The organism is Mesorhizobium sp. M6A.T.Ce.TU.016.01.1.1, assembly GCF_003997065.1.
Classification (GTDB): Bacteria; Pseudomonadota; Alphaproteobacteria; order Rhizobiales; family Rhizobiaceae; genus Mesorhizobium; species Mesorhizobium mediterraneum.
On record NZ_RZTJ01000009.1, the window covers coordinates 79066 to 102400 of the forward strand.

The following is a 23335-nucleotide window of genomic DNA, read 5'->3' on the forward strand; positions in this document are numbered from 1 at the left end:
ATGGCGGCGGGCGCGACCCTCATCACCTTCGACAAGGTCTGGAAAAGCTACGGCCAGGGCGAGGCCACGGTCCATGCGCTGGCCGGCGTCGATCTTGCCATCCGCAGCGGCGAATTCGTCGCCATCATGGGTCCGTCCGGCTCGGGCAAGTCGACGGCGATGAACATCATCGGCTGCCTCGACACGCCGACCGCCGGAACCTACAGCTTCATGGGCATCGACGCCGGCCGTCTCGACCGCAACCGTCGCGCCATGCTGCGCAATCTCTATGTCGGCTTCGTCTTCCAGGGCTACAATCTGCTGCCGCGCACCACGGCGGTGGAAAATGTCGAACTACCGCTGATCTATCGCGGCGTCGCCGCCCGCGAACGCCACGACCTGGCCATGAAAGCGCTGGCCGAAGTCGGCCTTGTCGGCCGCGAGCATCACACACCGGCCGAGCTCTCCGGTGGCCAGCAGCAGCGCGTGGCGATCGCACGCGCCATCGTCACCAGGCCGACCCTGCTCGTCGCCGACGAACCGACCGGCAATCTCGATACCGCCCGCACCCACGAGATCATGGAACTCTTGACCAGGCTGAACACTGAGCTTGGCCTCACCATCGCCATGGTCACGCATGAGGCCGATGTCGCTGCCTATGCGGAGCGCACGATTCGCTTCCTCGACGGCCACGTCGCCTCCGACACCGTGAATCTCGAGATGGTGTCACCATGATCTGGGAAACCGTCCGCCTCTCGCTGCTTTCGGTCCGCCGCAACGTGCTGCGCTCGTTTTTGACGCTGCTCGGCATCGTGATCGGCGTCGCCGCCGTCATCGCCATGCTCACGATCGGCTCGGGCACCACCGAGAAGGTAAAGGCCGATATCTCCAAGCTCGGCAGCAATCTGCTCGTCGTCCGTTCCGGCCGTCCCGCGGGGCCCGGCGGACCGGGAGGGCTCGACCAGGTGGTCCGTCCGCTTGCCCAAAAGGACCTTGCCGCGCTCGTCACCCATCTGAGCGGCGCCCGCGCCATCTCGCCGGCCTCGCAGAAGCAGGTCCGCGTCATCTTCGGCACCGAAAGCCTGACATCGGGTGTCACCGGCACCGATAGCGCCTATCTCGATGCGCGCGACTGGAAGCTGGTTTCGGGCCGCCCGTTCAGCGATTCGGAGACCCGCTCGGGCACCGGCGTCTGCCTGATCGGCGAAACGGTGCGCCAGCAGTTCTTTGGCGCAGGCGACCCCGAAGGCGAGATCATTCGCGTCAATCGCACATCCTGCAAGATCATCGGCCTGCTCGAGCCGAAGGGCTATACCGGCTTCGGCCAGGACCAGGACAACGTCGTGCTGATGCCGCTCGCCGCCTATCAACGCCGCATTGCCGGCAATCGCGACATCGAGTCGATCTACGTCGCCGCCGATGACAGGACGCCGACCACCGAGCTGCTGCCGCGAGTCGAGGACATCTTGCGCGACACACGCCGCATCACACCCGACCGCGAGGACGATTTCTCGATCCGCGACATGACCCAGATCGCCGACGCCATGGCGAGCGCCACCACGACGATGACCGGCATGCTGGGCGCGGTCGCCGGCGTCAGCCTGCTCGTCGGCGGCATCGGCATCATGAACATCATGCTGGTGTCGGTCACCGAACGCACACGCGAGATCGGCATAAGGCTGGCCATCGGCGCGCATGAAAAGCACATCCTCATCCAGTTCCTGGTCGAGGCGACCGTGCTGTCGCTGCTCGGCGGCATTATCGGCATCCTGATCGGCCTGGCGCTGGCCGGCCTGGCCTCGCTGACGCTGGCCATCCCGTTCGCGCCAAGCCCGGCGGTCATCCTGCTCGCTGTCGGCTTCTCGGCGCTGATCGGCATGGTGTTCGGCTTCTTCCCGGCGCTGCGTGGCGCACGGCTCGATCCGATCGACGCGCTGAGGCATGAATAGCGCGGCGCAGCGTGCGCCGCCTTCAGACGTTCCCCGAAATTTTTATCCTGCCCCCACCTTGCCCTCTGTCGCCGCACGGTTTGCGGTGATAGCAATCGCCTTGGGGACATGGGGGGAATAGTGGGATGAGCAAGAAAGAGCGAGTAATTTTGATAACGGTGATCGTCGAGGCCGCATTGGCGGGGCTCTGGTGGTACTTGGCCAGCTATGGCATGGCCAACCCCGATCATGTCACCGCCGATTTCCAGCAGGTTGTCGGTCAGACGATGGGAACGGCGATGGGGGCGCTGCTCGGTGTCGGCGTCATGCTGTTTTTCGTCGCCGCCCGCAACGATCGCAAAACCATCGAAAACAAAATGCGCCGTTAGAGCGACGTGCATCCACTTGGACGCACAAAGTACGCTCTAACACTTTGAACCTGTGCATCGCGCTTTCCGAAAATCGATTCCGATTTTCGGGCCGATGCATTAGTCCTTGTCGGCAAAATGCCACTCGATCAGTGGCTTCATATGCGGCATCAGCCCGTCCGGCAGGTCATCGGCGTTGCGGATGATGACAGGCCCTTCGATTTCCGGCTCGGCCTCGGCCGCGACAAAGGCGCTGATGCGCTGCGCGATCTCGTCGGCGGATGCCGTCTCGCGATAGCGGCGAAAGATCACTGTGCCGCTTGCTGTCGACAGGGCGTAATAACGCTTGCCGCGTGTTACGCCGGCAAGGTCGAGGCCGGTTTCTTCCCGCACCTCGCGGATCATGTTGAAGTCGACATCGACAAGGCCGCCGCGGAAGTCGGTTGGCTCGAATGAGCCGGCGGCGAAGTAGACGCGGCCGGCATTGACCGTGTGCGACGCCATGCGGATCGCGACCAGCGCATTGTCGCCGGCGACCAGCATGGCATGGGCATAGGCGTGCTCTGCCCCAGCCACCTGACGATTGCCGCGCCAAAGCATGAAGGTCGAGTAGCGCACCGCATGGCAGCGGCCGACAAGGCTGTTGTCGCGATAGCTGAGCGCCGAAAGCAGCACCACGGTGCCGTCGAACAACGCCGGATTGGCCGCGATCTCACGGCCCCAGTTCTCGGCGATCGCTTGCGCATTGTCGCGTTCGAACGGATGCGGGCCGGGGTCGAGCCTGACATTGACGGCGTCGACCGGCAGGATGACGTTGCGCGGCAGGTCAAAGGTCATCTTACTCTGAGGTGTGTTGAGATTCAGGTCAGGCCGAGCCGAAAATGGTGGTTCCGAGAACCGGAGCGGAGCGTACTTTTGGGTACGTGAGCACCGGAAGCGCAGGAAGCCGCCGCTTGCAGGCCGGCATCACCTGAATATCAACACACCTCAGGCCATGTCCAGGGTGATCGCCACCGGACAATGGTCGGACGCCTTCGGCCGGTCCCAGCCGGCACGCGGAAAGCGGTCCACCTCCTGGCCCGCCGGAAAAATCGTGCGCCAGGGCTGGCCGTTGCGGATGATGTCGGGAACGGCTGTCGTGTTCTTGCCGGCCAGTGCCTTCGACAACAGGATGTAGTCGAGCTGGCACAGATGCCGCTCCTCAGGCCCGCGCGTGTGGTAGAAGGTCCAGCGATCCATCTCCGGCCGCCGCTCGACCGCGTTTTCGCAAAAGCCGCCGGCGGTGAGCACGTTGAGGCAGGACTGGCTCTCGTTGACCACCTCGAAGCGGTAGCCGTCAAAGGCGTCGCCGGAGACCTTTACGCGCTGCCGATAGTCGTTCATGTCGCCGCAGATCGCCCAGCGCTTGTCGGCCGCATGATCCCCACCGAAACGCTCCTCGATGATCCGGCGCACCGCTTGCGCCTCGGCGATGCGCAGCGGCATGGTCGCCTCGCGCCCGTCAAGACCGTTGCGGGGCGAACCCATCGACTTGAAGTGCACGAGATAAAGCGTCAGCGGCACGCCGCCGATCTTCAGGTCGATTTCCAGGCAGTCGCGCCGGAAGATGCGCTGATTGGCCTGATGCCCAAGCGCCGCCAGTTCAGGCGTGTGCAAGCCGAACTGCTCGAACGTGACATAGGCGTGGCTTGTCATGCGCACGAATTCGATCGGCTGGCCTTGCGCGGTCTCGTTGCGCATCATCACGGCGACGTCGATGCCGCGCGAATCGTTGCCGGCGGTGGTGTATTTCTGCCGGTAGCCGTGCCCGACCATCTTGAACAGATAGCCGTATTCGAATGCCTTCAGTGCCTCGATGTTATCGACTTCCTGCATGCAGATGATGTCGGCGCGGGTGGCCGCGATGGCCAGCGCCGTCAACTGGCGCGTATCGTCGGATTGCGCGATCGCCCGCGCCTGCTCCAGCATCTTGTATTCGGCCTCGCTCTGAATGTCGAAGAGCGCCAGCGTGCGATCTTCGTTGAGCTGGTTGCGGTATCCGGAAAAATCAAACCTGTTCATCAGGTTTTCGACATTGAAGGTGGCAAGGCGCAGCGACATGGCGGTGACCTTTGCCCGCAAGCGCGCCCGAAAACAAGGGCCTGCCCTGCCCGCTATGGTTGACGGAACCTCCCGTTCATCCTCCGTTCAGGCGCGAAGTTCCATGAATGATGTTCTTCCCCGGGGTATTCTGGGCGTGGGGCCTGAAATCTCTTGGAGAGTGCAATGAACTCGCTCTTTTCTTCGACGGTCAAATCAGGGCTGATAGCCCTCGGTCTCATCTCCGGCATCACCGCGCCGTCCGCCGCCGGCCCGATCATGCAACCCGAAATTTCGGTGCCCGCCAGCGCCGTTGCACCGACAATCACGCCTGTCCGCGATAGCTGGGCTGGCGGCAACGACCGACGCTTCAACAACTGGCAATGGCGTCGCCATGACGGCCGCCGATTCTCAAGGTCGGGCAATTGGGACCGCGGTAGCTGGCACCGTAGGCACTGGAATCGCGGAGACGACTGGCGTTGGCGTCATCATCGCCGCCATTACCGCGGCCGCTACTACGATGATGGCGCGGGCGCCGCGATTCTCGGCCTCGGCCTCGGGCTCGGCCTTGGCAGCATGTACAGCAACTACAACTATTACGATGCGCCGCCACCGCGCCGCTATTATCGTGCAGGGTCGAGCGCTCACGTCCGGTGGTGCTATAATCGGTACCGCTCGTATCGCGCCTGGGACAACACATTCCAGCCCTATGGCGGTCCACGCCAGCAGTGCTGGTCGCCCTACAGCTGATCGACTGATGCATTCCGGACGGCGCCGTCCCCTCGCGGCGCCGTTTCATCTGCCCCATCTTCTCCTGAACTATTCTCTGTCTGGCCGGGACACCGCGAAATCGTTTTCGCCGCCGACGATAACGCTATGTTTATCAGGCAGGCCTAATTATCTTGCCGATCGCACCACATGAAATGCGACGATCGCCGGGGATTGGGCGCGCGATGGCTGAAGACGAACACAGGGATCAACGCAGGCAGCGCGTCTTCAAGGGCGCGACGATCCTGACCGGCGTGACCAATTCCGAGGTCACATGCACGGTGCGCAACATGCATGCCGGCGGCGCCGAACTGAAGGTCTCGATCGACGCTCGCGTGCCCGACGAGTTCCTGCTCTATGTGCCGACCGACGGCATCGCCTACAAGGCAGCGGTCCGCTGGCGTCGCGAGGACCGCATCGGCGTCATGTTCACCGGCACCGCGCCAAAGCCTCACTGGCACTACGGCTGAACACAGTGTTGGCGCCAGCGGGTCGCCCCACGGCTTGATGCTTCGACACGGGAAGTCCGATGCCAATTCGCCCTGCCGAGTCAGGTGGCGCAGGTTTCGAGAACCGGAGCGGAGCGAACATTAAGTTCGTGAGCACCGGAAGCGCAGAAACCTGCGTCAGATGACCGGCAGGGTAGAATTGGCGCGGGCTTCCTTAATTCTTGGCCCTGTCGACCAGCTTGTTCTTCGAAATCCACGGCATCATGGCGCGCAGCTTGGCGCCGACTTCCTCGATCTGGTGGCTGTCATTGTTGCGGCGGATGCCCTTGAAGCGCGACATGCCGGCGCGGTATTCCTGCATCCATTCCGAGGTGAACTTGCCGGTCTGGATATCCTTCAGCACGCGCTTCATCTCGGCCTTGGTGTCGGCGGTGATGATGCGCGGACCCGATACATATTCGCCCCATTCGGCGGTGTTCGAGATCGAGTAGTTCATGTTGGCGATGCCGCCTTCATAGATCAAATCGACGATCAGCTTGACCTCGTGCAGGCATTCGAAATACGCCATCTCAGGCGCGTAGCCGGCTTCCACCAGCGTCTCGAAACCGGCACGGATCAGTTCGACCAGACCGCCGCACAGCACAACCTGCTCGCCGAACAGGTCGGTCTCGCATTCCTCGCGGAAATTGGTCTCGATGATGCCCGAACGGCCGCCACCGACGCCGCAGGCATAGGACAAAGCCAGATCGAGCGCGTTGCCCGAAGCGTCCTGGTTGACGGCGACCAGGCACGGCACGCCGCCGCCCTTCTGGTATTCGCCGCGCACGGTGTGGCCGGGTCCCTTCGGCGCGATCATGACGACGTCGACCGAGGCCTTCGGCTCGATCAGGCCGAAGTGCACGTTGAGGCCGTGGGCGAAGGCGATCGCCGCGCCGTCGCGGATGTTCGGCGCGATCTCGTTTTTGTAGATGTCGGCCTGCAATTCGTCCGGCGTCGCCATCATCATCAGGTCGGCCCACTTGGCGGCGTCCGCCACGCTCATCACCTTGAGCCCGTCGGCCTCGACCTTCTTGGCGGTCGCCGAGCCGGCCTTGAGCCCGATGGCGATGTCCTTGGCGCCGGAATCCTTGAGATTGAGCGCATGCGCCCTGCCCTGGCTGCCATACCCGATGATGGCGACCTTTTTGCCCTTGATCAGGTTGAGATCGGCGTCGCGATCGTAATAGACACGCATTTTTCTTCCTTCCCGTTTTTGAATTCAGAGGCCTTGCGGCCCGGTTTTTGCTCCGTAGAGAGCGAGAAACTGCTGCGTCGCCCGGACGGCATCGCCGCCGATCGCCGCATCAGTCATTTCCAGCCGGTCGCCGAGCAGAAGGCGAATCTGCACGTCACGGGCGACCAGCCCGAAAAAGGTGCGGAATGCCGCTTCGGCATCCGAGAACTCGAGAAGCCCGGCCTGCTGGCCTGCTTCCAGCACCGGCTTCAGGCGCCTGGCCAGCGCGAAGCGGCCGTTCTCCAGCACGATGGCGCCGAGATCGTCCTTGCCGGATCCGGCGTGACTGACCGCGACGCGGTTGAGCGCGATCGAAGTGTCGCTCGAAATCACCTTGAGCCAGTCCGAAGCGAAGCGCTCGAGGCTCGCCGTCAGCGAGGCAAGATCGAGCCCCTTGCGGTCGACCAGCACCACACGCACCTTGGACGCCTGCCATTGCACCGTTGCCGTCAAAAGCCCGTCGCGATCGCCGAACCATTTGTAGAGCGTTTCCTTGGAACAGCTCGCCCGCCGCGCCACGGCGGTCATGGTCAACTGATCGCCCTCCTCGACCAGCAGGCGAAGGGCAGCGTCGAGCACAGCTTTCTGCCGCTCCGTCAGCGCTTCGCTGGTGTCGATGTCGGCGCTTGCCTGCAACAAACTCTTTTCCTGCTCGAAGACGGCGGCATTCACTCAGAGGCCAGTACCGTACGTTACGGTTCGGCACTTCTATGGCGTATTGTCCGAGCCGGTGCAAGCCCCTATCTCCATTTTGACGCCTTCCAAAAAGGACAGCCCTTACGGAGAACGGCGTATCACGGAGGGAAGATGCTCATCGGCCTGCTCGCCTTGACCGTTACCGCCGCTTTCGCCGGCGCCGCCATCTATGTCAGCGTCGCCGAGCAGCCGGCGCGGCTTCGCCTCGATGACCGGGCGTTGCTGCAGGAATGGCAGCCTTCCTACAAGCGCGGCGCCGCAATGCAGGCGTCGATCGCCGTGGTCGCCTGTGTTCTTGGTGTCGTTGCCTGGTGGCAGACCGGCAGTCTCGCCTATCTGGTCGGGGCGGTGCTGATCATCCTACCCTGGCCATGGACGCTGATCGCAATGATGCCGACAAACCGATTGCTGGAGGCGATGGACGCGGCTGCCACCAATCCGCGGGCCAGGGAATTGATCATCAAATGGGGCAATCTGCATCTGGTTCGCGTCATGCTTGGCGTGCTGGCGGCACTGGCATTCCTCTGGGGCAGTATCTGAGGTCGCGCCAACGGCCACATCACTCCAGGGCGGCTGGATAGCGCAGCCGCCCAAGCAGAGCCGACAAGGTTTCCAGGTCATCGTTGGAAAGCCTGGCACCGACCAGCTCCACGATCGATCGTCCGTAGACGGCCCACATGCGGCGGCGCGTCTCGCGCCCCTTGCCCGTAATGCGGATAGTCTGTCCTCGCCCGTCATCGGCAACCCTGAGCTTCTCGACCAGCCCGTCCGCTTCGAGCCGCGCCAGCAGCCGGGAGATGTTGTATTGCGCAAACAGTGTGCGCTCGATCAGCTGGAATGGCCGCAACCCGCCCTCACCTGCTTCGGCAAGCTCATGCAGCACGTCGTACCAGGCAAGCGGCGGTAAGCTGCTGTCCTTCAGCGCGTCTTCGGCTCTTTCCACCAGCTGGCGCGAAACGCGCATCAGGCGCGCCCAGGCCTTGATGGCCGCGGGCGAAGGATTGGTTTTCTCCGTCATGATTGCAGCATAGGCGATAGATGCAACTGCATCAAGCTTGCCAGTGGATGCAAATGCATCTATATAGATGCAACTGCATTGATAACGGAGGGTGCTACCATGAAACATGAAATCTGCAAGACCGCCGACATCCCGGAGACGGGCAGCCTGGTGGCCGACAAGCTCGTTCTCGTCAGCCACCACCTTTGTCCCTATGTGCAGCGCGCGGCGATCTCGCTCGCCGAAAAGGGCGTGCCGTTCGAACGCCTCACCATCGATCTTGCCAACAAGCCGGCCTGGTTCAAGGCGATATCGCCGCTCGGCAAAGTGCCGCTGCTGCGCGTGCAGCAGAATGGCGAAGAAACGGTGATTTTCGAATCGGCGGTCATCCTCGAATTCCTCGAGGAAACGCAACGGTCCCCGCTTCATCCTGCCGATCCGCTGGCCCGCGCCCGGCATCGCGCCTGGATCGAGTTCGGCTCGGCCATCCTCAACGCAATCGGTCGTTTCTATTCCGCACCGAGCGAGGCCGCCTTCCTTGCCGAAAGCGAAGGTCTGTCGGCAATGTTTGGTCGTCTCGAAGCGGAACTGGCGACTGGCCGAGCTGGACCATGGTTCGCCGGCGAGCGCTTTTCATTGGTCGATACCGTCTATGGACCAATCTTCCGCTATTTCGACGCCTTCGATCGGATCGGCGATTTCGGCATCCTGAGCGGAAAGCCGCTTGTCGAGGCCTGGCGGAAGGGATTGCACGAACGCAAAGCGGTGAAGAACGCTGTCACCCCGGATTATCCACAGCGCCTTCATGCATTCCTGCAAGCGAGGGGTTCACATCTTTCGACCATCATCCGCCGCAACGAGGCGGCCACTGCGCTTTTTTGATCCCGATCCGCCTGAACGGATCGACCACGGCTCCAGCCACCATCGAGGCAAGGATGTTTGGCGCCGGCGGGATTTTTGCCACTGACGCCACCAGCCTGTCGCGGACGAACGGCATCACGGTCGAATCCGACTGGTAGAACGGCGTCAGCATCAGCGACAGCGCCTGAAATATCCGCACGTGCCACCGCCGCGCCTGGGTTAGGCCCCGGTAGCGTCGAAAGCGTTCCGCGCGTCACGCACAGCACCATGATTGAGCTCGGCCCACTGAAGCAGCTGGTGCAGCGGCCCGAACATCGAGCGTCCGAGATCGGTCAGACTGTATTCGACGCTCGGCGGCTTGGTCGGGAATACCTCGCGATGGACGTAGCCGTCGCGCTGCAAATCGTGCAGCGTCTGGGTGAGCATGCGCTGTGAAATGTCAGGCACCAGCCGCCGCAATTCGCCGAACCGGTACGGCTTTTCTGCCAGCGCCATCATCAGCAGCGAACTCCATTTGTTGCTGATGCCCTGGATCACATCGCGAACGGGACAGTCCGCAATGTTGCCCCCGCCGCTGCCCGCTTTATAGATCTCGAGTTTCGATCTCAGACTGACGATCTTGCTGTCCATCGCTGGTTCCCTGCGCCTGCCTACCTCCCGCAAAACTGCCTTCTTTACGAGGGTCGGTCAATTCCTATTTTAGTGCTGGTCTCTTTTTGAGACTTATACAAGCACCCGCCGCTCCGGCGCAACGACAGGACTTCCCATGACCGAAACCCTTCTCGTCACCGGCGCCTCCGGCCAGCTCGGCCGCGGCGTCATCCGTCATCTGCTGGATACGCTCAAGGTCCCGCCCGCACGCATCATCGCCACCACACGCAACCCGGAAAATCTCGCCGAGCTGGCGGCGCGTGGCGTCGCCATCAGAGCCGCCAACTTCGACGACACGGCGTCGCTGGCCAGCGCATTCAAGGGCGCCGACAGGGTTCTGATCATCTCGACCGGCGAAATCGACCTGCTTCACGGCAAGCGGCTGAAGCAGCATCAGAACGCAGTCACCGCAGCCAAGCAGGCCGGCGTTTCGCATCTGCTCTACACCTCGATGCCCAACCCGGAGCCGGGATCGCCGGTGCTGTTTGCCGGCGATCACTACGGCACCGAGCAGGCTATCAAGGCGAGTGGCATCCCCTTCACGATTTTCCGCAATGGCTGGTACCAGGAGAACCTGTTCATGTCGCTGCCACACGCCATTGCCTCCGGGCAGTGGCACACATCGGCGGCCGACGGCCGCATCGCCCATGGCGCTCGCGACGACATGGCCGCGGCGATCGCTGCCGGCCTCGCTTCCAGGGCGACCGAAAGCACGACATACACGCTGACGGGTCCGCAGGCCTATACAGTCGCCGAGATCGCAGCCCTGGTGACCGACGTCACCGGCAAGCCCATCGAGGTCGTCCAGCTTTCGGATGAAGCGCTCACCGAGGGGCTGAAGGCCGCCGGCGTCCCCGAAGGTTTCGCCCCCGTCATCACTTCCTTCGACACCAACACGCGCTCCGGTCGGATCGCCATGGTGACCGACGCGGTCGAGACGCTTTCAGGCAAAAAGCCGCAATCGCTGAAAAATTTCATCGAGGCGAACAAGGCAGCTTTGGCTGGCTGACCGCGGAGGTTGCGACAAAGGCCGTGCCCCTTCGACAGGGCACGGCCTTTCGACTAGATAGCCACCTGCGTTCCGATCTCAACCACACGTCCGGTCGGGATCTGGAAGTACTCGGTCGCATCCGCTGCCGTGCGCGCCAACCCGATGAACAGCTTGTCCTGCCATACCGGCATGCCGGAATTGGGTGATGCCTTGAGCGAGCGCCGCGACAGGAAGAAGGAGGTCGTCATGATGTCGAACTTCCAGCCCTGCTTGCGGCAGATCGCCAGCGCACGCGGAATGTTGGGCTGTTCCATGTAGCCGAAGGTCAGCGTCACCCGCATGAACAGCTCGTTGATCGTTTCCATCTTGACCCGATCGCTATCGGGCACGAGAGGCTGCTGCGCAGTGACCACCGACAGGATGACGTTCTGTTCGTGCAGCACCTTGTAGTGCTTCAGGCTGTGCATCAGTGCGGTCGGCGCGCTGACTGGATCGCTGGTGAGGAACACGGCCGTACCGGACACCAGCTGCGGTTTCTTCTTCAACAAATTGCCGGCAAGGAAATCGAGCGGAATCTCGTTCCTGCGCGTCTTGTCGAAGAGATAGTGACTCCCGCGTATCCAGGTCCCCATGATCAGCCCCATGAGGCAGGCAACAGCGATTGAAACCCATCCGCCTTCCACGAATTTCACAATATTTGCCAGGAAGAAGCCGGTATCTATCGTGCCAAAGAGCAGCGCGAGCGCCGCAGCGAGCGCGATCTGCCATTTCCATTGCCACCGCATCACCACAAATAGCAAAATAGTCGTCATCAGCATTTCGCCTGTCACCGAAATTCCATAAGCGGAAGCCAGGGAACTCGAACTGCCAAAGCCGACGACCAGCAGCATTACGCCGAGCGCGAGAATGAGATTCACGCGCGGCATGTAAATCTGGCCGAGTTGCATCTCGGAAGTATGCTGAACTTCGATTCTGGGCAGAAGATTGAGCTGCACCGCCTGCCGGGTCAGCGAAAACGCCCCGGAGATGACGGCTTGACTGGCGATGACAGTCGCCGCTGTTGCGAGCCCGACCATCGGTATCAGTGCCCAATCTGGCAGCATCTGGAAAAACGGATTGTCGGGCACCCCCCCGTGAGCAAGAACGAACGCGCCTTGCCCAAAATAGCTGAGTAGCAGGCATGGGAAGACGATCCAGAACCAGGCTAGCACGATTGGACGGCGACCGAAGTGCCCAAGATCGACGTAAAGGGCTTCAGCACCGGTAACCGCCAGAAAAACCGCGCCGACGGTGAGAAATGCGCCCGTTTTGGCTTCGGCAAGATAGACGACTGCATAGTAGGGGTTGATTGCCAAAAGCACCGACGGATCGTCGTGAATGTGCACCAATCCGGCAATGCCGATCGCCAGAAACCAGAGCGCCGTCACCGGCCCGAAAACGGAGGCCACTCTACCGGTCCCGAAGCGCTGCACGGCAAACAAGACGGCAAGAATCACCAGTGTAATGGGAACCACGTATGGATCGAACGCCGGGGTCACGACGCTCAGCCCTTCCACTGCTGAAAGCACCGAGATGGCCGGCGTTATGATCGCGTCGCCGAAAAACAGTGCGGCTCCGCAGAGACCAATGGCAAGAATGATGCCAGAACCGGCCGGATAAGCTTTCCGGGCCAGCGCCATAAGCGACAGGGTACCGCCTTCACCCTTGTTGTCCGCCCGAAGCACGAAAGCGACATACTTTATTGTCACGATAATCGTCAGTGCCCAGACGATCAGCGACAGAATGCCCAGAACGGCACTGCGCGGATCGGTGCCGGACGAAGCATGCAGTGCTTCGCGAAGCGCATAGATCGGGCTGGTGCCGATATCGCCGTAGACCACGCCGAGCGCGCCAAGCATCAGGACCTTGGTGCTGTGCTGTTCGACCTTAGAATGGCTTGATTGTTCGACGGGTTCTGCCTCACTACCACTGTTGGTAAGGGCCATGGACAACACTCCGATAAGCGCGCGGTGCTCTACGCTTGCTGCGATGCAATATCAAGTGCCCCAACGTGATGGCTGCCATGTAAGCAATGCGAGGCTTCCATCTCTACCACCCACAGGCCTTCAGAAATCTCTTGACCGTGCCGGCCATGCCATACTCCAACGCATCGGCTGTCAACCCATGTCCGATAGACACTTCGGCCAACGCCGGGATGCGCTTTGCCAATGCCGGCAGGTTGTTCACCACCAGATCATGCCCGGCATTGACCTGAAGCCCGGCGGCAAGTGCGGCATCGGCGGTTTTTCCCAATCTTTCCAGCTCTTTCGCGGCCTTTTCCGAATCGGAATGATAGCTGCCATACGGACCCGTATAGAGCTCGATCCGGTCCGCGCCGGTGTCACGCGCGGCCTTCGCGCCTGCTGGATCTGAATCAGAAAACAACGACACGCGAATGCCGGTTTTCTTCAGGCGTTTGACGATCGGTGTCAGGAACGCCGCGTCGGCAACGAAGTTCCAGCCATGGTCGGAGGTGGCCTGCGCCGGGTCATCCGGCACCAGCGTCACCTGCTCAGGCTGGTGCTTTTCCACAAGCGCCAGGAAATCTTCGCTCGGATAGCCCTCGATGTTGAACTCTGCCCTGGGGAATTCGTCGTCGATCAGCGCCCGGATCTCCGGCAGGTCGGAATGCCTGGTATGCCGTTCGTCGGGCCGCGGATGAACAGTCAGCCCATGGGCGCCCGCGGCAAGCGCGATGCGTCCGAGCCCGGTCACGCTTGGCCACGGCAGATCGCGCCGGTTGCGCAGCATGGCAATGGCATTGAGATTGACGGAAAGTTTTGCGGGCATTTTGCGGGTCCGGGCTGATCTTGTCGCGCATCTATACCGCCTTTGACGGGAACAGACAGGGGGTTTCCGGTGTTCCAGACGGATGGATAATGGCCAGCAAGAGGAAGAGCCGTGAACTATCTTGAAGCCGTGCCGGCGGTTCGCCGCATCGACACCGACCGCGACGACCTGTTCGCCATCGACGTCGTCGGCCATGTGGCGGCGGCCGACGCCGAAAATCTGTTCGGTTTGCTGGAGGCGGCTTACGCGCTGCACCCGAAAATCGACGTGCTGGTGCGCTTGATCGACCATGATGGCGTCGACTGGGTCGATGTGTCGGACGAAACGCTTGAACAGGGCACGGCCCGTGCCGTGGAGCATGTCGGCCGCTGCGCGGCGGTCGGCGAGCCGAACTGGGTACCCGACGCGCAGAGCTTGCTGCCTGCTTCCTTGCCCGTCGACCTCAGGCATTTCGAGGCCAAGGACGAAGCTTCCGCCTGGGAATGGCTCGGCGCCAGACCGATTGCCCCGCGCTGACGCAATCCCAGTCCACGGGGCTGCGGCTCGATCGGCCTATCTGACGATCGTCAGCCGTTCGGCCGCTCGCGTGATCGCGGTATAGAGCCAGCGCTGGCGGGTTTCCTTGAACGCCCAGCTTTCGTCGAAAAGCACGATCTCGTTCCACTGCGAGCCTTGCGCCTTGTGCACGGTCAGCGCGTAGCCGTAGTCGAAATCGTCAAAGCGCTTCTTCTGCTGCCAGGGAATATCGGCGTCCGGCTCCTCGAACGCCGCTTTGAGCAGCTTGATCTTGGCGACGCCGCGGTCAGGATCGTCCTCCTCCGGTGAGACCAGCAAATTGATGCCGGGTTTCACCGTCTCGCGCGACGAGGTCATCACCTTCCACAGCGAGCCGTTGAGCAACCCCTTGGCCGGGTCGTTCCGCAGGCAGACGAGCTTGTCGCCGGCCTGCGGATAGTCGGCATTGAACCCCTTCAGCTCGCGCAGCCGCTGATTATAGCGACGCCGCGTCCTGTTGGTGCCGACCAGTACCTGGTCCGCCTTCAGCACCAGCTCTTGGGTGACGTCTTCCTTGCCGATCACCTGCGCTGTGCCATAGTCGCCGCGCATGAATTCGCGGCCCTCGCGCACGTCTAGCGCCAGCCGGAGGATCGGATTGTCGCGTGCCTGCCGGTGGATTTCGGTGAGCAGAATATCCGGCTCGTGGTCGGTGAAGAAGCCGCCGCCCGAGATCGGCGGCAACTGGCCGGGATCGCCGAGAACAAGGATCGGCGTGCCGAAACTCAAAAGGTCACGGCCAAGCTGCTCGTCGACCATCGAGCATTCGTCGATGACGACGAGCTTGGCCCGCGAGATCGGGCTTTGCCGGTTGAGCGAAAAGGTTGGCGACATCGAGGTCTTGCCGGTCACCTCGTCGGCTACCGATTCCTCACCCTTCGGCCGGTAGATCAGCGAATGGATGGTGCGGGCATTGACCGCGCCCTTGGAACGCAGCACCTGCGCCGCCTTGCCGGTGAAGGCTGCGAACTGCACCTGGCCGTCGACATGCTCGGCGAAATAGCGCGCCAGCGTCGTCTTGCCGGTGCCGGCATAGCCGAACAGCCGGAAGAGCTGCGGCTTTCCGGTCTTGAGCCAGTTGGCGACCGCTTTCAGCGCATCGTCCTGTTGAGGAGAGAATTCCATCAGCGCGAGAGACCGGATTCGCGAGGGAAAGACAAGGCCGACGGCCACCGCCACCGATCTCCGGCGGCGGGCCGCACCGCCTCCAATGACGCAAACTATCAGGCAGAAGGCGGAACGTAAAGAGAACAAAAGGGCGGTGAGCCAAGACCTTCGGTTGGCCTGCCACGACCTTCGGTCGGGCTGGGATCGTTCTCGAGCAGGATCGGCTTACCATGCGGCGTTGCATGCGCGGCGCGTTCCCAGGCGGCAGCGAGCGCATCGACGTCGCCTTTGCCGGCAACGCCTTTGGCCGACAGCAGATTTTCCAGCGCCGCCAGCCAGTGCTCATAATAATCGTGGCCATCGCTTGCGGCACCCGGCTTCTTGACCTCGGCGGACAAGGCGTCCGCCCATTCGCTCCAGGAAAACAGGCCCTTGTCGTGCAGCGCAACCGTCATGGCGAAGGCTTCCGCTTGCCATGGCTCGGCGAATACCGGCGCATCGAGGCCCGCGGGCAGCTTGGCATCGTGTGACTTCGCCTCACGCTGGCTCAAGGTAGCTCTCCCAGGCGTCGATCGACACGGTCAACGTCGGGTCGGCGCCATCGCCCCAAATCTCCGCGCCGTCGAAAGCCACCGTATAGACCCATTGCGGGTTTTCGCCCTGGCCGTGCGCATTTGTATCAGGGAAGACAAAACCATCGCGCACAGCCTCGACGACGCCCTGCTTGCCGCGTGCGTAGCGCGGCAGCCTTGTATGGCCGGTAGGATGAAAATTCTTCGTGCGCACGAGGTCGCCCAGTTTGAACCGCGCCGATGTGGCAATCGGCCGGTCGCAGGGGCCGCCCTTGGCCAGCACCGCCGGCACGTTTTCGGCCTTCAGCACTCGCTTTGGCGTCGCCGCAGGGTCGACCGCCTTGCCCGTGGCCAGATCGCTATCGCTGACGAAGCCGTGTCGCTTCAGCAAGGTTTCGAGCGCCTTGATCCAGATCTCATAATAGCTGGAGGCATAATAGTCGGCGGGATGCAGCGATTCCCGCGCATGCCGGCTCTCGTCGATATTCCAGGCGCCCATAGCGCCGGCGCACAGCGTCACGCCCAGCGCCCGCCTTTCCCAGTCGGCATGGAAATAAGGTTCGTCCTTTTCGGGCGCGACCGGCCCGAACCCCATCTGTCCGCCGAGATCCTGCGGCCCGTTCATGCCGGCTCCCGCGCCAGTCCGGTGCCGATCATGGCGTCGCGCGTCACCAGATCCGCCAGCCGCTCCTCGCTCCAGCCCTCGGTGCCTTCAGGCCGCATCGGCACGACGAGGTAACGCAACTCGGCGGTGGAATCCCATACCCGGATTTTTGTCGTCCTCGGCAGTGTCAGTCCGAATTCCTCGAGCACGCCGCGCGGATCGATGACCGCGCGCGAACGATAGGGCGGCGCCTTGTACCACACCGGGGGCAACCCAAGCACCGACCACGGGTAGCAGGAGCACAGCGTGCAGACGACGAGGTTGTGCGTGTCTGCCGTGTTGAAGACAGCCTGCATGTGCTCACCCTGCCGGCCGGTGTAGCCGAGCGAGCCGATCGCCGCCGTCGCGTCGCGCTTCAGCCACTCGGCATAGTCGGCATCGACCCACGCCTTCGCCACCACCTTGGCGCCGTTGCGCGGACCGATTTTTGTCTCGTAGGTGTCGACGATCACGTCGATCGCGGTCGGATCGATCAGCCCTTTCTGGGTGAGGATAGTCTCCAGCGCGCGCACCCGGGCGGCAAAAGGATCAAGCTCGTTATCGTGGTGGTGATCATGGTTGTGGGACATGGCCATAAAACTACGACTGCAAGCATCTCATCGCAAGCGCCGCGGCTTGGGCCAGCCCATTGGCCTCTATTCCGCTGCCGCCTTCTGCGGCTCGCCCTGCAACTCTTCTTCGCCCTCGAACAGCGAAGGCTGGTCGACGGCTTCGACGGGTGGCTGCTCGTCCCGACGCCTCGGCCACAGCCTGACAAGCCAACCGGAAAGATGCTCCATGTAGACATAGATGACCGGGGTGACGAACAGCGTCAGCGCTTGCGATGCGACCAGGCCGCCGACCACCGCCACGCCGAGCGGCTGGCGCAGTTCGGCGCTGGCGCCGGTGCCGAGCGCGATCGGGATCGTGCCCATCAGCGCCGCCAATGTCGTCATCATGATCGGACGGAAGCGCATCAGGCAGGCTTTGTGAATGGAATCGAGCGGCGACATCCCGTCGCGCCTGAGCTCGAGCGCGACATCGATCATCATGATGCCGTTCTTCTTGACGATGCCGATCAGCATCAGGATGCCGATGACCGCAATCACCGACAGGTCCATTCCCGCAAGCCGCAACGCAACAAGCGCGCCGAGCACCGCCGACGGCAGTCCGGTCAGGATGGTCAGCGGATGGATGAAGCTTTCATAAAGGATGCCGAGGACGATGTAGATGGTCAGGATCGCACCGCCGATCAATAGCCCCTGGTTGGCAAGCGAATCCTGGAACGTTTTCGCCGTGCCCGAAAAAGTAGTCGAGATCGTCGCCGGCATGCCGATCTTTTCCTTCAGCGCATTGATGCGGGTGACGCTGTCGCCGAGCGCGACGCCCTGCGGCAGATTGTAGGAGATGGTCACCGCCGGAAGCTGGCCGAGCTGATTGACGGTCAAGGCACCGGCGGTCCGATCGACACGAGCGAAGGCGCCGAGCGGCACCAGGCTGCCGCTGGCCGTTCTCACCTTGATCGCCAGCATCCTTTCTGGCGACCACTCGATTCTCGGGTCGAGCTCCATGATCACCTCGTAGCTGTCGGCGGAGCCGAAGATGGTCGACACCTGCTCGGTGCCGAAACCGCCATAGAGGCTGGAGCGCAACGTATCGGTGTCGACGCCGAGCGTCGCCGCCTTGTCGCGATCGACCACCAACGACGCCTGCAAGGCGTTGTTCTGCAAATCATTGGTGACGTCGGTGAAGGCTGCGTGATCGGCGGCCATCGCATCGGTGAGCTTCTGCGCCCAAACGTCCGCCGCGCCTATGTCGAGGCCCTGCACAACGAGCTGATAGGCGCTGGCCGAAGCGCGCGCGCCGAGCCGCAGGTTCTGCACCGGCTGCATGAAGGTTTCGATGCCTGGGACATTGGCCAGCTGCCGCCGCAGGTCCGAGAGCACCTTGTCGAGATCGGGGCGCTGGTCCTTGTCCTTCAATTGCACATAGAGCCGGCCCTGGTTGAGCGCATTGTCTCCGCTGCCTACCGACCACCCGACATGCGAGACATAGGGTGAATGGGTGAAGACATCAGCCACCTGCCCCTGCAGCGTCACCATGGCGTCGAACGAAATGTCCTGGCGCGCGGTGGTCGTCACCGAAATCTGGCCGATATCCTCCTGCGGGAAGAAGCCTTTCGGCGAGGTCTGGATCAGCCAGACCGACATTGCGGCCGTCCCGACGAAGACGAGAAAAACCAGGAAACTGTGCCGCAGGCAAAAGGTCAGCAGCCAATCATAGCCCCGCATGAAGAAACCGTGCCTGCGGCCTTCGCCCTGGGCTGCCTCGCGGTCGGCTTTCGACACCGACAAAAGCCGCGAGCACAGCATCGGCGTCAGCGTCAGCGACACGAACATCGACGCCAGGATGGCGACCGTCACCACCACCGCAAATTCGTTGAAGATGCGCCCGATCACTCCGCCCATCAAAAGCACGGGGATGAACACAGCGACCAGCGAGATCGAAATCGAAATGATGGTGAAGCCGATTTCACGGGCGCCCTTGAGCGCCGCGTCGAGGGCCGAGAGCCCGTCCTCCTCCATGTGGCGAAAAATGTTCTCCAGCATGACGATCGCATCGTCGACGACGAGGCCGACCGCCAGCGTCAGACCCATCAGCGAGATGTTGTCGATGGAAAAGCCGAACAGGAACATGGCGCCGAGCGTGGCGATCAGCGAGATCGGCACCGCCACCGCCGGGATAATCGTCGCCGTTACCCGGCGCAGGAACAGGAAAATTACCATCACCACCAGCGCGATGGTGAGCAGCAGCGTGAACTGCACGTCGTCTACCGCCTCGCGGATCGAAGTCGAGCGGTCGTTGAGCAGCTGGATGCTGGCCGCCGCCGGCATCTGATCCTGGAACGACGGCAGCATCGCCTTGACGCGGTCGACGACGTCGACGGTGTTGGCATCGGGCTGGCGCTGCACGGCCATGATGATCGCGCGAGTGCCGTCGTACCAGCTGGCTGTCGTCGTGGTCTCGACTGAATCGATGACGCGTGTCACCTCGCCGAGCCGCACCGGACGGCCGTTCTTGGTGGCTATGATGATGTTGGAAAATCCCGCCGCGTTGGTCAGCTGCGTATTGGCGGTGATCATCAGCTGCTGCTTGTCGTTCTGCAGCACGCCGAGCGGCGTGTTGCTGTTGGCCGAGGCGATCGCCGTCTGCAGCTGGTCGATCGAAATGCCGCGTGCGGCGAGCGCCGTCGGATCGATCTGGACGCGCACGGCGTACTTCTGCTGCCCGAAGATCGAGACCTGCGCCACGCCGTCGATCGTCGACAGCGACGGCGAGATCACATTCTCGGCAAAGGCATCGAGATCGGTCAGCGGAACCGTGTCGCTGACCAGCGACATCAGCAGGATCGGCGCATCGGCCGGATTGACCTTGCGGTAGCTCGGCGGGCTGGTCATCTCGGGCGGCAATTGCCGCTGCGTTCGCGCGATCGCCGCCTGCACGTCGGCCGCCGCGGCGTCGATATCGCGGTTGAGCACGAACTGAATGGCGATCGAGGTCGAGCCGAGCGAGTTGGTGGTGGAGATCGAATCGATGCCGGCGATGGTGGCGAACTGCTTGATCAATGGCGTTGCCACCGAGGTCGCCATGGTTTCCGGCGAGGCGCCGGGCAGCGAGGCCGAGACGTTGACCACCGGAAACTCGGCGCTCGGCAGAGCGGCCACCGGCAGGAACTTGTAAGCGAACAGCCCGCCCAGCACGAGCGCGAAGGACATGAGTAGGGTGGCGACGGGCCTGCGGATGCAGAATTCGGAGATCATGGACGCGCCTCGCCAGTCTCGGCAACCTTGGGAGACGCTTGATCACTAGGCCTGGTCGAAGCTTCGGCTTCGCGGACCGGCGAGCCGTTCTTCAGCCTTGTCTGGCCCTCGACGACGACACGTTCGCCGCTCTTTAGCCCTTCGCCGATAGCGCTGTTGTCGCCTTCGGTCAGCGCGACCTGCACGGGCCGCATCTCCACCGTGTTGTCAGGCTTGATCACATAGACGAACGGCCCCTTCTGGCTGGGCTGGACCGCAACCGTGGGAACGGAGGTCATTTCCGGCATGATGCCGGCATCAAGCACGACATTCACATATTGGCCCGGCCACAGCGAAAGATCGGCATTGGGCACGCTGGCCCGCGTTGCGATCGTGCCGGAGGCGGTGTCGACGCTGGAATCGACGAAATCGAGGGTTCCCTCGCCGATCGGTGTCGGGTCACCGTCCCTGGTCAGAGTGACTGCGCCTTCCTGCGGCGCCGCCAGCGCCTTGTGCAGCAAGGCAAGATCGCTTTCCGGAAGATTGAAGTTCACCTGCAGCGGGTCCACCTGGGTGATGGTCACCAGCGGGGTCGACGTGCTGTTGCCGTTGCTGGTGGTGACGAGATCGCCAATCGTGACGCTGACCGCGCCCAGCCTGCCGGAAATCGGCGCCGTGATCGTAGCAAAGCCAAGCTGGACCTCGTCCGCATCGATCGTCGCTTTGTCGGCATCGACCGTGGCCGCGGCGGACTTCTGCGCGGCGATCGCCTGATCGTAGGTCTGCTGCGTGCCGGCCTGCCTGGCGACAAGATTCTTGGCGCGCTGAAGATCGGCCGTGGCACTGGCAAGCAACGCCTGATCCTTGGCGAGCGTCGCCTGGTCACGGGCCAGTTGCGCCTTCAGAGCACGATCGTCCAGCGAGAACAGAAGGTCGCCAGCCCTCACCATTTGCCCGTCCTTGACGGCGATCGACGTGATCTGGCTCGAGATCCGCGCGTTCACGCTGACCACGGCGGGGGAGGATACGAAGCCGATGGCGTAGCGCCGGATCGGGAAGTCGGCCTTCGAAGCGGCGGCGGCAACCACCGAGGTAGAACGTGCGGCATTTGCGGCGGCCGCCGGTTTGTCAGGTGCCGCCTGCCCCGCTGACAGCATCTGCCGGACCTTCTCCGTTGCGGCGGGCGAAAGATAGAGCCCAGCCGCGACAAGGCAGGCGATCGCAAGCACCGCAAGCACGATCTTTCCACGCATCGCCAAAAAGCCTTCTATCCGACACGCCGTGGTTCGGTGGTCATATCTGGCATAACTCGCAGCCTGATGCCGCGGTTTCACCAGATAGATAGAAGGCGCCGAAGGCGAAAAAGTGCCAAAACCCGGCATTACGAAGATTTAATGTGCAGTGCACAATAAAGCGGCGGCTACCGCAGCATCGGCCACAGCGTCGCCGCCAGCAGCACGCCCATGGCGATGTTGAACCATTTCAGCCGCACCGGATCAGACAGAAAACCGCGCAGCGCCATGCCGAAACCTGCCCACGCCGAAACGCTCGGCAGGTTGACGACGGTGAAGGCTATCGAGATCAACGCCACCGAAAGAAATGGATGCTCCGGAATGGCATAGACGGCCATGGCGGTGATCGCCATCACCCAAGCCTTGGGATTGACCCACTGGAATGCTGCCGCATCGATGAAGCGCATCGGTCGCGCCTTAGCCTCGCCCTTGCCGCTGAGCGAACGCGACATGGCGATCATCCACGCGAGATAGAGCAGGTAGACGCCGCCCGCGATCTTCAACCCGGTATGCAGCACCGGAAACGCAGTCAGCACGGCGCCCAGACCGAAGCCGACGGCCAGCAACAGCACGAGGAAGCCGATGCTGATGCCCAGCATATGCGGAATGGTTCTGGCGAAACCGAAATTCACACCGGAAGCCAGAAGCATGAAGTTGTTCGGACCCGGCGTGATCGAGGTCACGAAGGCGTAGACCAGTAGGGCGAAGAATGCGTCGAGGGTCATGGGCTTCCTCCCAAGCAGGTCAGCAATATTGTCCTTTTACCTCAGACGCACAAAGGCCACCTCACGGCGGCAGCCGGGCCAGAAGATCAGGATCAAGGCGACAGAATAAATACAGGCGGCGCCAGAGCACTGGACCCAAAGCGCCGGACGATCACATCCCTTGCGGACCGCGGTTCAACGCCGCCACGCCGGTGCGGCAGATTTCGACCAGGCCGAGCGGCTTCATGATGGCGATGAACTGGTCGATCTTGGAACCCTTGCCGGTGATCTCGAAGATGAAATGCTCGGTGTTGGCGTCGATGACGCTGGCGCGGAAGGCATCGGCGAGCCTCAGCGCCTCGACGCGGGCTTCGCCGGTGCCGGCCACTTTCACCAGCGCGAGCTCGCGCTCCAGAGGCCGATCCTGGCCGAGCTCATGCGAGCGCACGGTGAGATCGACGACACGGTGCACCGGCACGATGCGCTCGAGCTGGTGCTTGATCTGCTCCAGCACATGCGGCGTGCCGCGCGTCACGATGGTGATGCGCGACAAATGCTTCTCATGCTCGGTTTCGGAGACCGTCAGGCTTTCGATATTGTAGCCGCGTCCGGAAAACAGCCCGATGACCCGGGCCAGCACGCCCGGCTCATTGTCGACCAGCACGGAAAGCGTGTGAGTCTCCGGCTTTTCCGTTTCCTTGGCGATGAAATAGGCGGAGCCGGTCGGTTGAAGCTGTGCGTTCATGACATGAATCTCGATTTCAAACTTTTGAGCTAATTCTCTGTTTCCGCA

Annotated in this window: 25 protein-coding genes and 1 pseudogene; 9 read left to right on the forward strand and 17 right to left on the reverse strand. The window is 62.5% G+C overall.

Annotation, left to right across the window (positions count from 1 at the left end):
- The 3 genes from EOC94_RS18120 to EOC94_RS18130 all read left to right on the forward strand — a co-directional run bounded on the left by EOC94_RS18120 (position 1) and on the right by EOC94_RS18130 (position 2296).
- Entirely contained in the window at positions 1 to 714 is a 714-nt protein-coding gene (locus tag EOC94_RS18120) for an ABC transporter ATP-binding protein (RefSeq protein ID WP_095483486.1), read from the forward strand.
- Positions 711 to 1928: an ABC transporter permease gene (locus tag EOC94_RS18125; protein ID WP_126105961.1), complete on the forward strand. Its 1218-nt coding sequence runs from the start codon at positions 711 to 713 to the stop codon at positions 1926 to 1928. Before EOC94_RS18120 ends, EOC94_RS18125 begins: the two co-directional genes overlap by 4 nt.
- A gap of 125 nt (positions 1929 to 2053) precedes the next feature.
- Positions 2054 to 2296: a hypothetical protein gene (locus EOC94_RS18130; RefSeq protein ID WP_095483416.1), complete on the forward strand. Its 243-nt coding sequence runs from the start codon at positions 2054 to 2056 to the stop codon at positions 2294 to 2296.
- 99 nt (positions 2297 to 2395) lie between these two features.
- On the opposite strand, the gene EOC94_RS18135 is transcribed toward EOC94_RS18130, so the two are convergent.
- Positions 2396 to 3112 carry a hypothetical protein gene (locus EOC94_RS18135; protein WP_126105960.1) on the reverse strand — a complete coding sequence of 239 codons (717 nt, stop codon included), beginning with the start codon at positions 3110 to 3112 and terminating at the stop codon, positions 2396 to 2398.
- A 150-nt stretch (positions 3113 to 3262) separates the two neighbouring features.
- Positions 3263 to 4375 carry an endonuclease/exonuclease/phosphatase family protein gene (locus tag EOC94_RS18140; protein WP_127292330.1) on the reverse strand — a complete coding sequence of 371 codons (1113 nt, stop codon included), beginning with the start codon at positions 4373 to 4375 and terminating at the stop codon, positions 3263 to 3265.
- Between the two features lie 165 nt (positions 4376 to 4540).
- On the opposite strand from EOC94_RS18140, the gene EOC94_RS18145 reads away from it, so the two are divergent.
- Both EOC94_RS18145 and EOC94_RS18150 read left to right on the forward strand, forming a co-directional pair.
- Positions 4541 to 5104, forward strand: coding sequence for a BA14K family protein (locus tag EOC94_RS18145; RefSeq protein ID WP_127292332.1), 564 nt, complete (start codon positions 4541 to 4543; stop codon positions 5102 to 5104).
- Positions 5105 to 5307: 203 nt separating this feature from the next.
- The gene (locus EOC94_RS18150; RefSeq protein ID WP_095483412.1) at positions 5308 to 5592 is read left to right on the forward strand and encodes a PilZ domain-containing protein; all 285 of its coding nucleotides are present in this window, start codon (positions 5308 to 5310) and stop codon (positions 5590 to 5592) included.
- 193 nt (positions 5593 to 5785) lie between these two features.
- On the opposite strand, the gene ilvC is transcribed toward EOC94_RS18150, so the two are convergent.
- Together ilvC and EOC94_RS18160 are read right to left on the reverse strand one after the other, a co-directional pair.
- The gene (gene ilvC / locus EOC94_RS18155; RefSeq protein WP_127205213.1) at positions 5786 to 6805 is read right to left on the reverse strand and encodes a ketol-acid reductoisomerase; all 1020 of its coding nucleotides are present in this window, start codon (positions 6803 to 6805) and stop codon (positions 5786 to 5788) included.
- Between the two features lie 24 nt (positions 6806 to 6829).
- The gene (locus EOC94_RS18160; RefSeq protein WP_127292335.1) at positions 6830 to 7483 is read right to left on the reverse strand and encodes a TetR/AcrR family transcriptional regulator; all 654 of its coding nucleotides are present in this window, start codon (positions 7481 to 7483) and stop codon (positions 6830 to 6832) included.
- A gap of 168 nt (positions 7484 to 7651) precedes the next feature.
- Here EOC94_RS18160 and EOC94_RS18165 point away from each other — a divergent pair, with 168 nt between their 5' ends.
- Entirely contained in the window at positions 7652 to 8080 is a 429-nt protein-coding gene (locus EOC94_RS18165) for a DUF1772 domain-containing protein (RefSeq protein ID WP_127292338.1), read from the forward strand.
- Positions 8081 to 8099: 19 nt separating this feature from the next.
- Here the strand turns inward: EOC94_RS18165 and EOC94_RS18170 are convergent, their stop codons facing one another.
- Positions 8100 to 8558 (reverse strand): MarR family winged helix-turn-helix transcriptional regulator, encoded by a 459-nt coding sequence (locus tag EOC94_RS18170; protein ID WP_126107433.1) that lies wholly within the window; start codon positions 8556 to 8558, stop codon positions 8100 to 8102.
- Between the two features lie 150 nt (positions 8559 to 8708).
- Between EOC94_RS18170 and EOC94_RS18175 the strand changes: the two genes are divergently transcribed.
- Complete coding sequence (locus EOC94_RS18175) at positions 8709 to 9419, forward strand: glutathione S-transferase family protein (RefSeq protein ID WP_164547317.1); 711 nt, start codon at positions 8709 to 8711, stop codon at positions 9417 to 9419.
- Here the strand turns inward: EOC94_RS18175 and EOC94_RS18180 are convergent.
- Both EOC94_RS18180 and EOC94_RS18185 read right to left on the reverse strand, forming a co-directional pair.
- Positions 9382 to 9615 (reverse strand): annotated as a pseudogene (locus tag EOC94_RS18180) (FAD-dependent monooxygenase); the annotation flags it as partial. The gene EOC94_RS18175 and the pseudogene EOC94_RS18180 sit on opposite strands and share 38 nt — an antisense overlap.
- A 2-nt stretch (positions 9616 to 9617) precedes the next feature.
- Entirely contained in the window at positions 9618 to 10028 is a 411-nt protein-coding gene (locus EOC94_RS18185; RefSeq protein ID WP_126105955.1) for a helix-turn-helix domain-containing protein, read from the reverse strand.
- A gap of 136 nt (positions 10029 to 10164) precedes the next feature.
- Between EOC94_RS18185 and EOC94_RS18190 the strand changes: the two genes are divergently transcribed.
- Positions 10165 to 11058 carry an SDR family oxidoreductase gene (locus tag EOC94_RS18190; protein WP_127205211.1) on the forward strand — a complete coding sequence of 298 codons (894 nt, stop codon included), beginning with the start codon at positions 10165 to 10167 and terminating at the stop codon, positions 11056 to 11058.
- 53 nt (positions 11059 to 11111) lie between these two features.
- On the opposite strand, the gene EOC94_RS18195 is transcribed toward EOC94_RS18190, so the two are convergent.
- Together EOC94_RS18195 and EOC94_RS18200 are read right to left on the reverse strand one after the other, a co-directional pair.
- A complete protein-coding gene (locus EOC94_RS18195; RefSeq protein ID WP_095483405.1) occupies positions 11112 to 13025 on the reverse strand; it encodes a potassium transporter Kup in 1914 nt (637 codons plus the stop codon).
- 103 nt (positions 13026 to 13128) lie between these two features.
- Positions 13129 to 13869, reverse strand: coding sequence for a pyridoxine 5'-phosphate synthase (locus EOC94_RS18200; protein ID WP_127292342.1), 741 nt, complete (start codon positions 13867 to 13869; stop codon positions 13129 to 13131).
- Positions 13870 to 13980: 111 nt separating this feature from the next.
- Between EOC94_RS18200 and EOC94_RS18205 the strand changes: the two genes are divergently transcribed.
- Positions 13981 to 14385 carry an STAS/SEC14 domain-containing protein gene (locus EOC94_RS18205; RefSeq protein ID WP_095483403.1) on the forward strand — a complete coding sequence of 135 codons (405 nt, stop codon included), beginning with the start codon at positions 13981 to 13983 and terminating at the stop codon, positions 14383 to 14385.
- A 36-nt stretch (positions 14386 to 14421) separates the two neighbouring features.
- Here EOC94_RS18205 and EOC94_RS18210 read toward each other — a convergent pair whose 3' ends face one another.
- The 8 genes from EOC94_RS18210 to ilvN form a co-directional block, all read right to left on the reverse strand.
- The gene (locus tag EOC94_RS18210; protein ID WP_095483402.1) at positions 14422 to 15549 is read right to left on the reverse strand and encodes an ATP-dependent RecD-like DNA helicase; all 1128 of its coding nucleotides are present in this window, start codon (positions 15547 to 15549) and stop codon (positions 14422 to 14424) included.
- A 98-nt stretch (positions 15550 to 15647) separates the two neighbouring features.
- Entirely contained in the window at positions 15648 to 16082 is a 435-nt protein-coding gene (locus EOC94_RS18215) for a nitrile hydratase accessory protein (protein ID WP_127292345.1), read from the reverse strand.
- Positions 16069 to 16728 carry a nitrile hydratase subunit beta gene (gene nthB / locus EOC94_RS18220; protein WP_095483400.1) on the reverse strand — a complete coding sequence of 220 codons (660 nt, stop codon included), beginning with the start codon at positions 16726 to 16728 and terminating at the stop codon, positions 16069 to 16071. Before nthB ends, EOC94_RS18215 begins: the two co-directional genes overlap by 14 nt.
- Complete coding sequence (gene nthA / locus EOC94_RS18225; RefSeq protein ID WP_095483485.1) at positions 16725 to 17336, reverse strand: nitrile hydratase subunit alpha; 612 nt, start codon at positions 17334 to 17336, stop codon at positions 16725 to 16727. The genes nthB and nthA overlap by 4 nt, the downstream gene beginning before the upstream one ends.
- Before the next feature lie 66 nt (positions 17337 to 17402).
- Positions 17403 to 20567: an efflux RND transporter permease subunit gene (locus EOC94_RS18230; RefSeq protein WP_127292348.1), complete on the reverse strand. Its 3165-nt coding sequence runs from the start codon at positions 20565 to 20567 to the stop codon at positions 17403 to 17405.
- Positions 20564 to 21799 (reverse strand): efflux RND transporter periplasmic adaptor subunit, encoded by a 1236-nt coding sequence (locus EOC94_RS18235; protein WP_127292351.1) that lies wholly within the window; start codon positions 21797 to 21799, stop codon positions 20564 to 20566. Before EOC94_RS18235 ends, EOC94_RS18230 begins: the two co-directional genes overlap by 4 nt.
- 167 nt (positions 21800 to 21966) lie before the next feature.
- Positions 21967 to 22563 (reverse strand): LysE family translocator, encoded by a 597-nt coding sequence (locus EOC94_RS18240; RefSeq protein ID WP_127292354.1) that lies wholly within the window; start codon positions 22561 to 22563, stop codon positions 21967 to 21969.
- Positions 22564 to 22714: 151 nt separating this feature from the next.
- Positions 22715 to 23287: an acetolactate synthase small subunit gene (gene ilvN / locus EOC94_RS18245; RefSeq protein ID WP_095483396.1), complete on the reverse strand. Its 573-nt coding sequence runs from the start codon at positions 23285 to 23287 to the stop codon at positions 22715 to 22717.
- Positions 23288 to 23335: the final 48 nt, after the last annotated feature.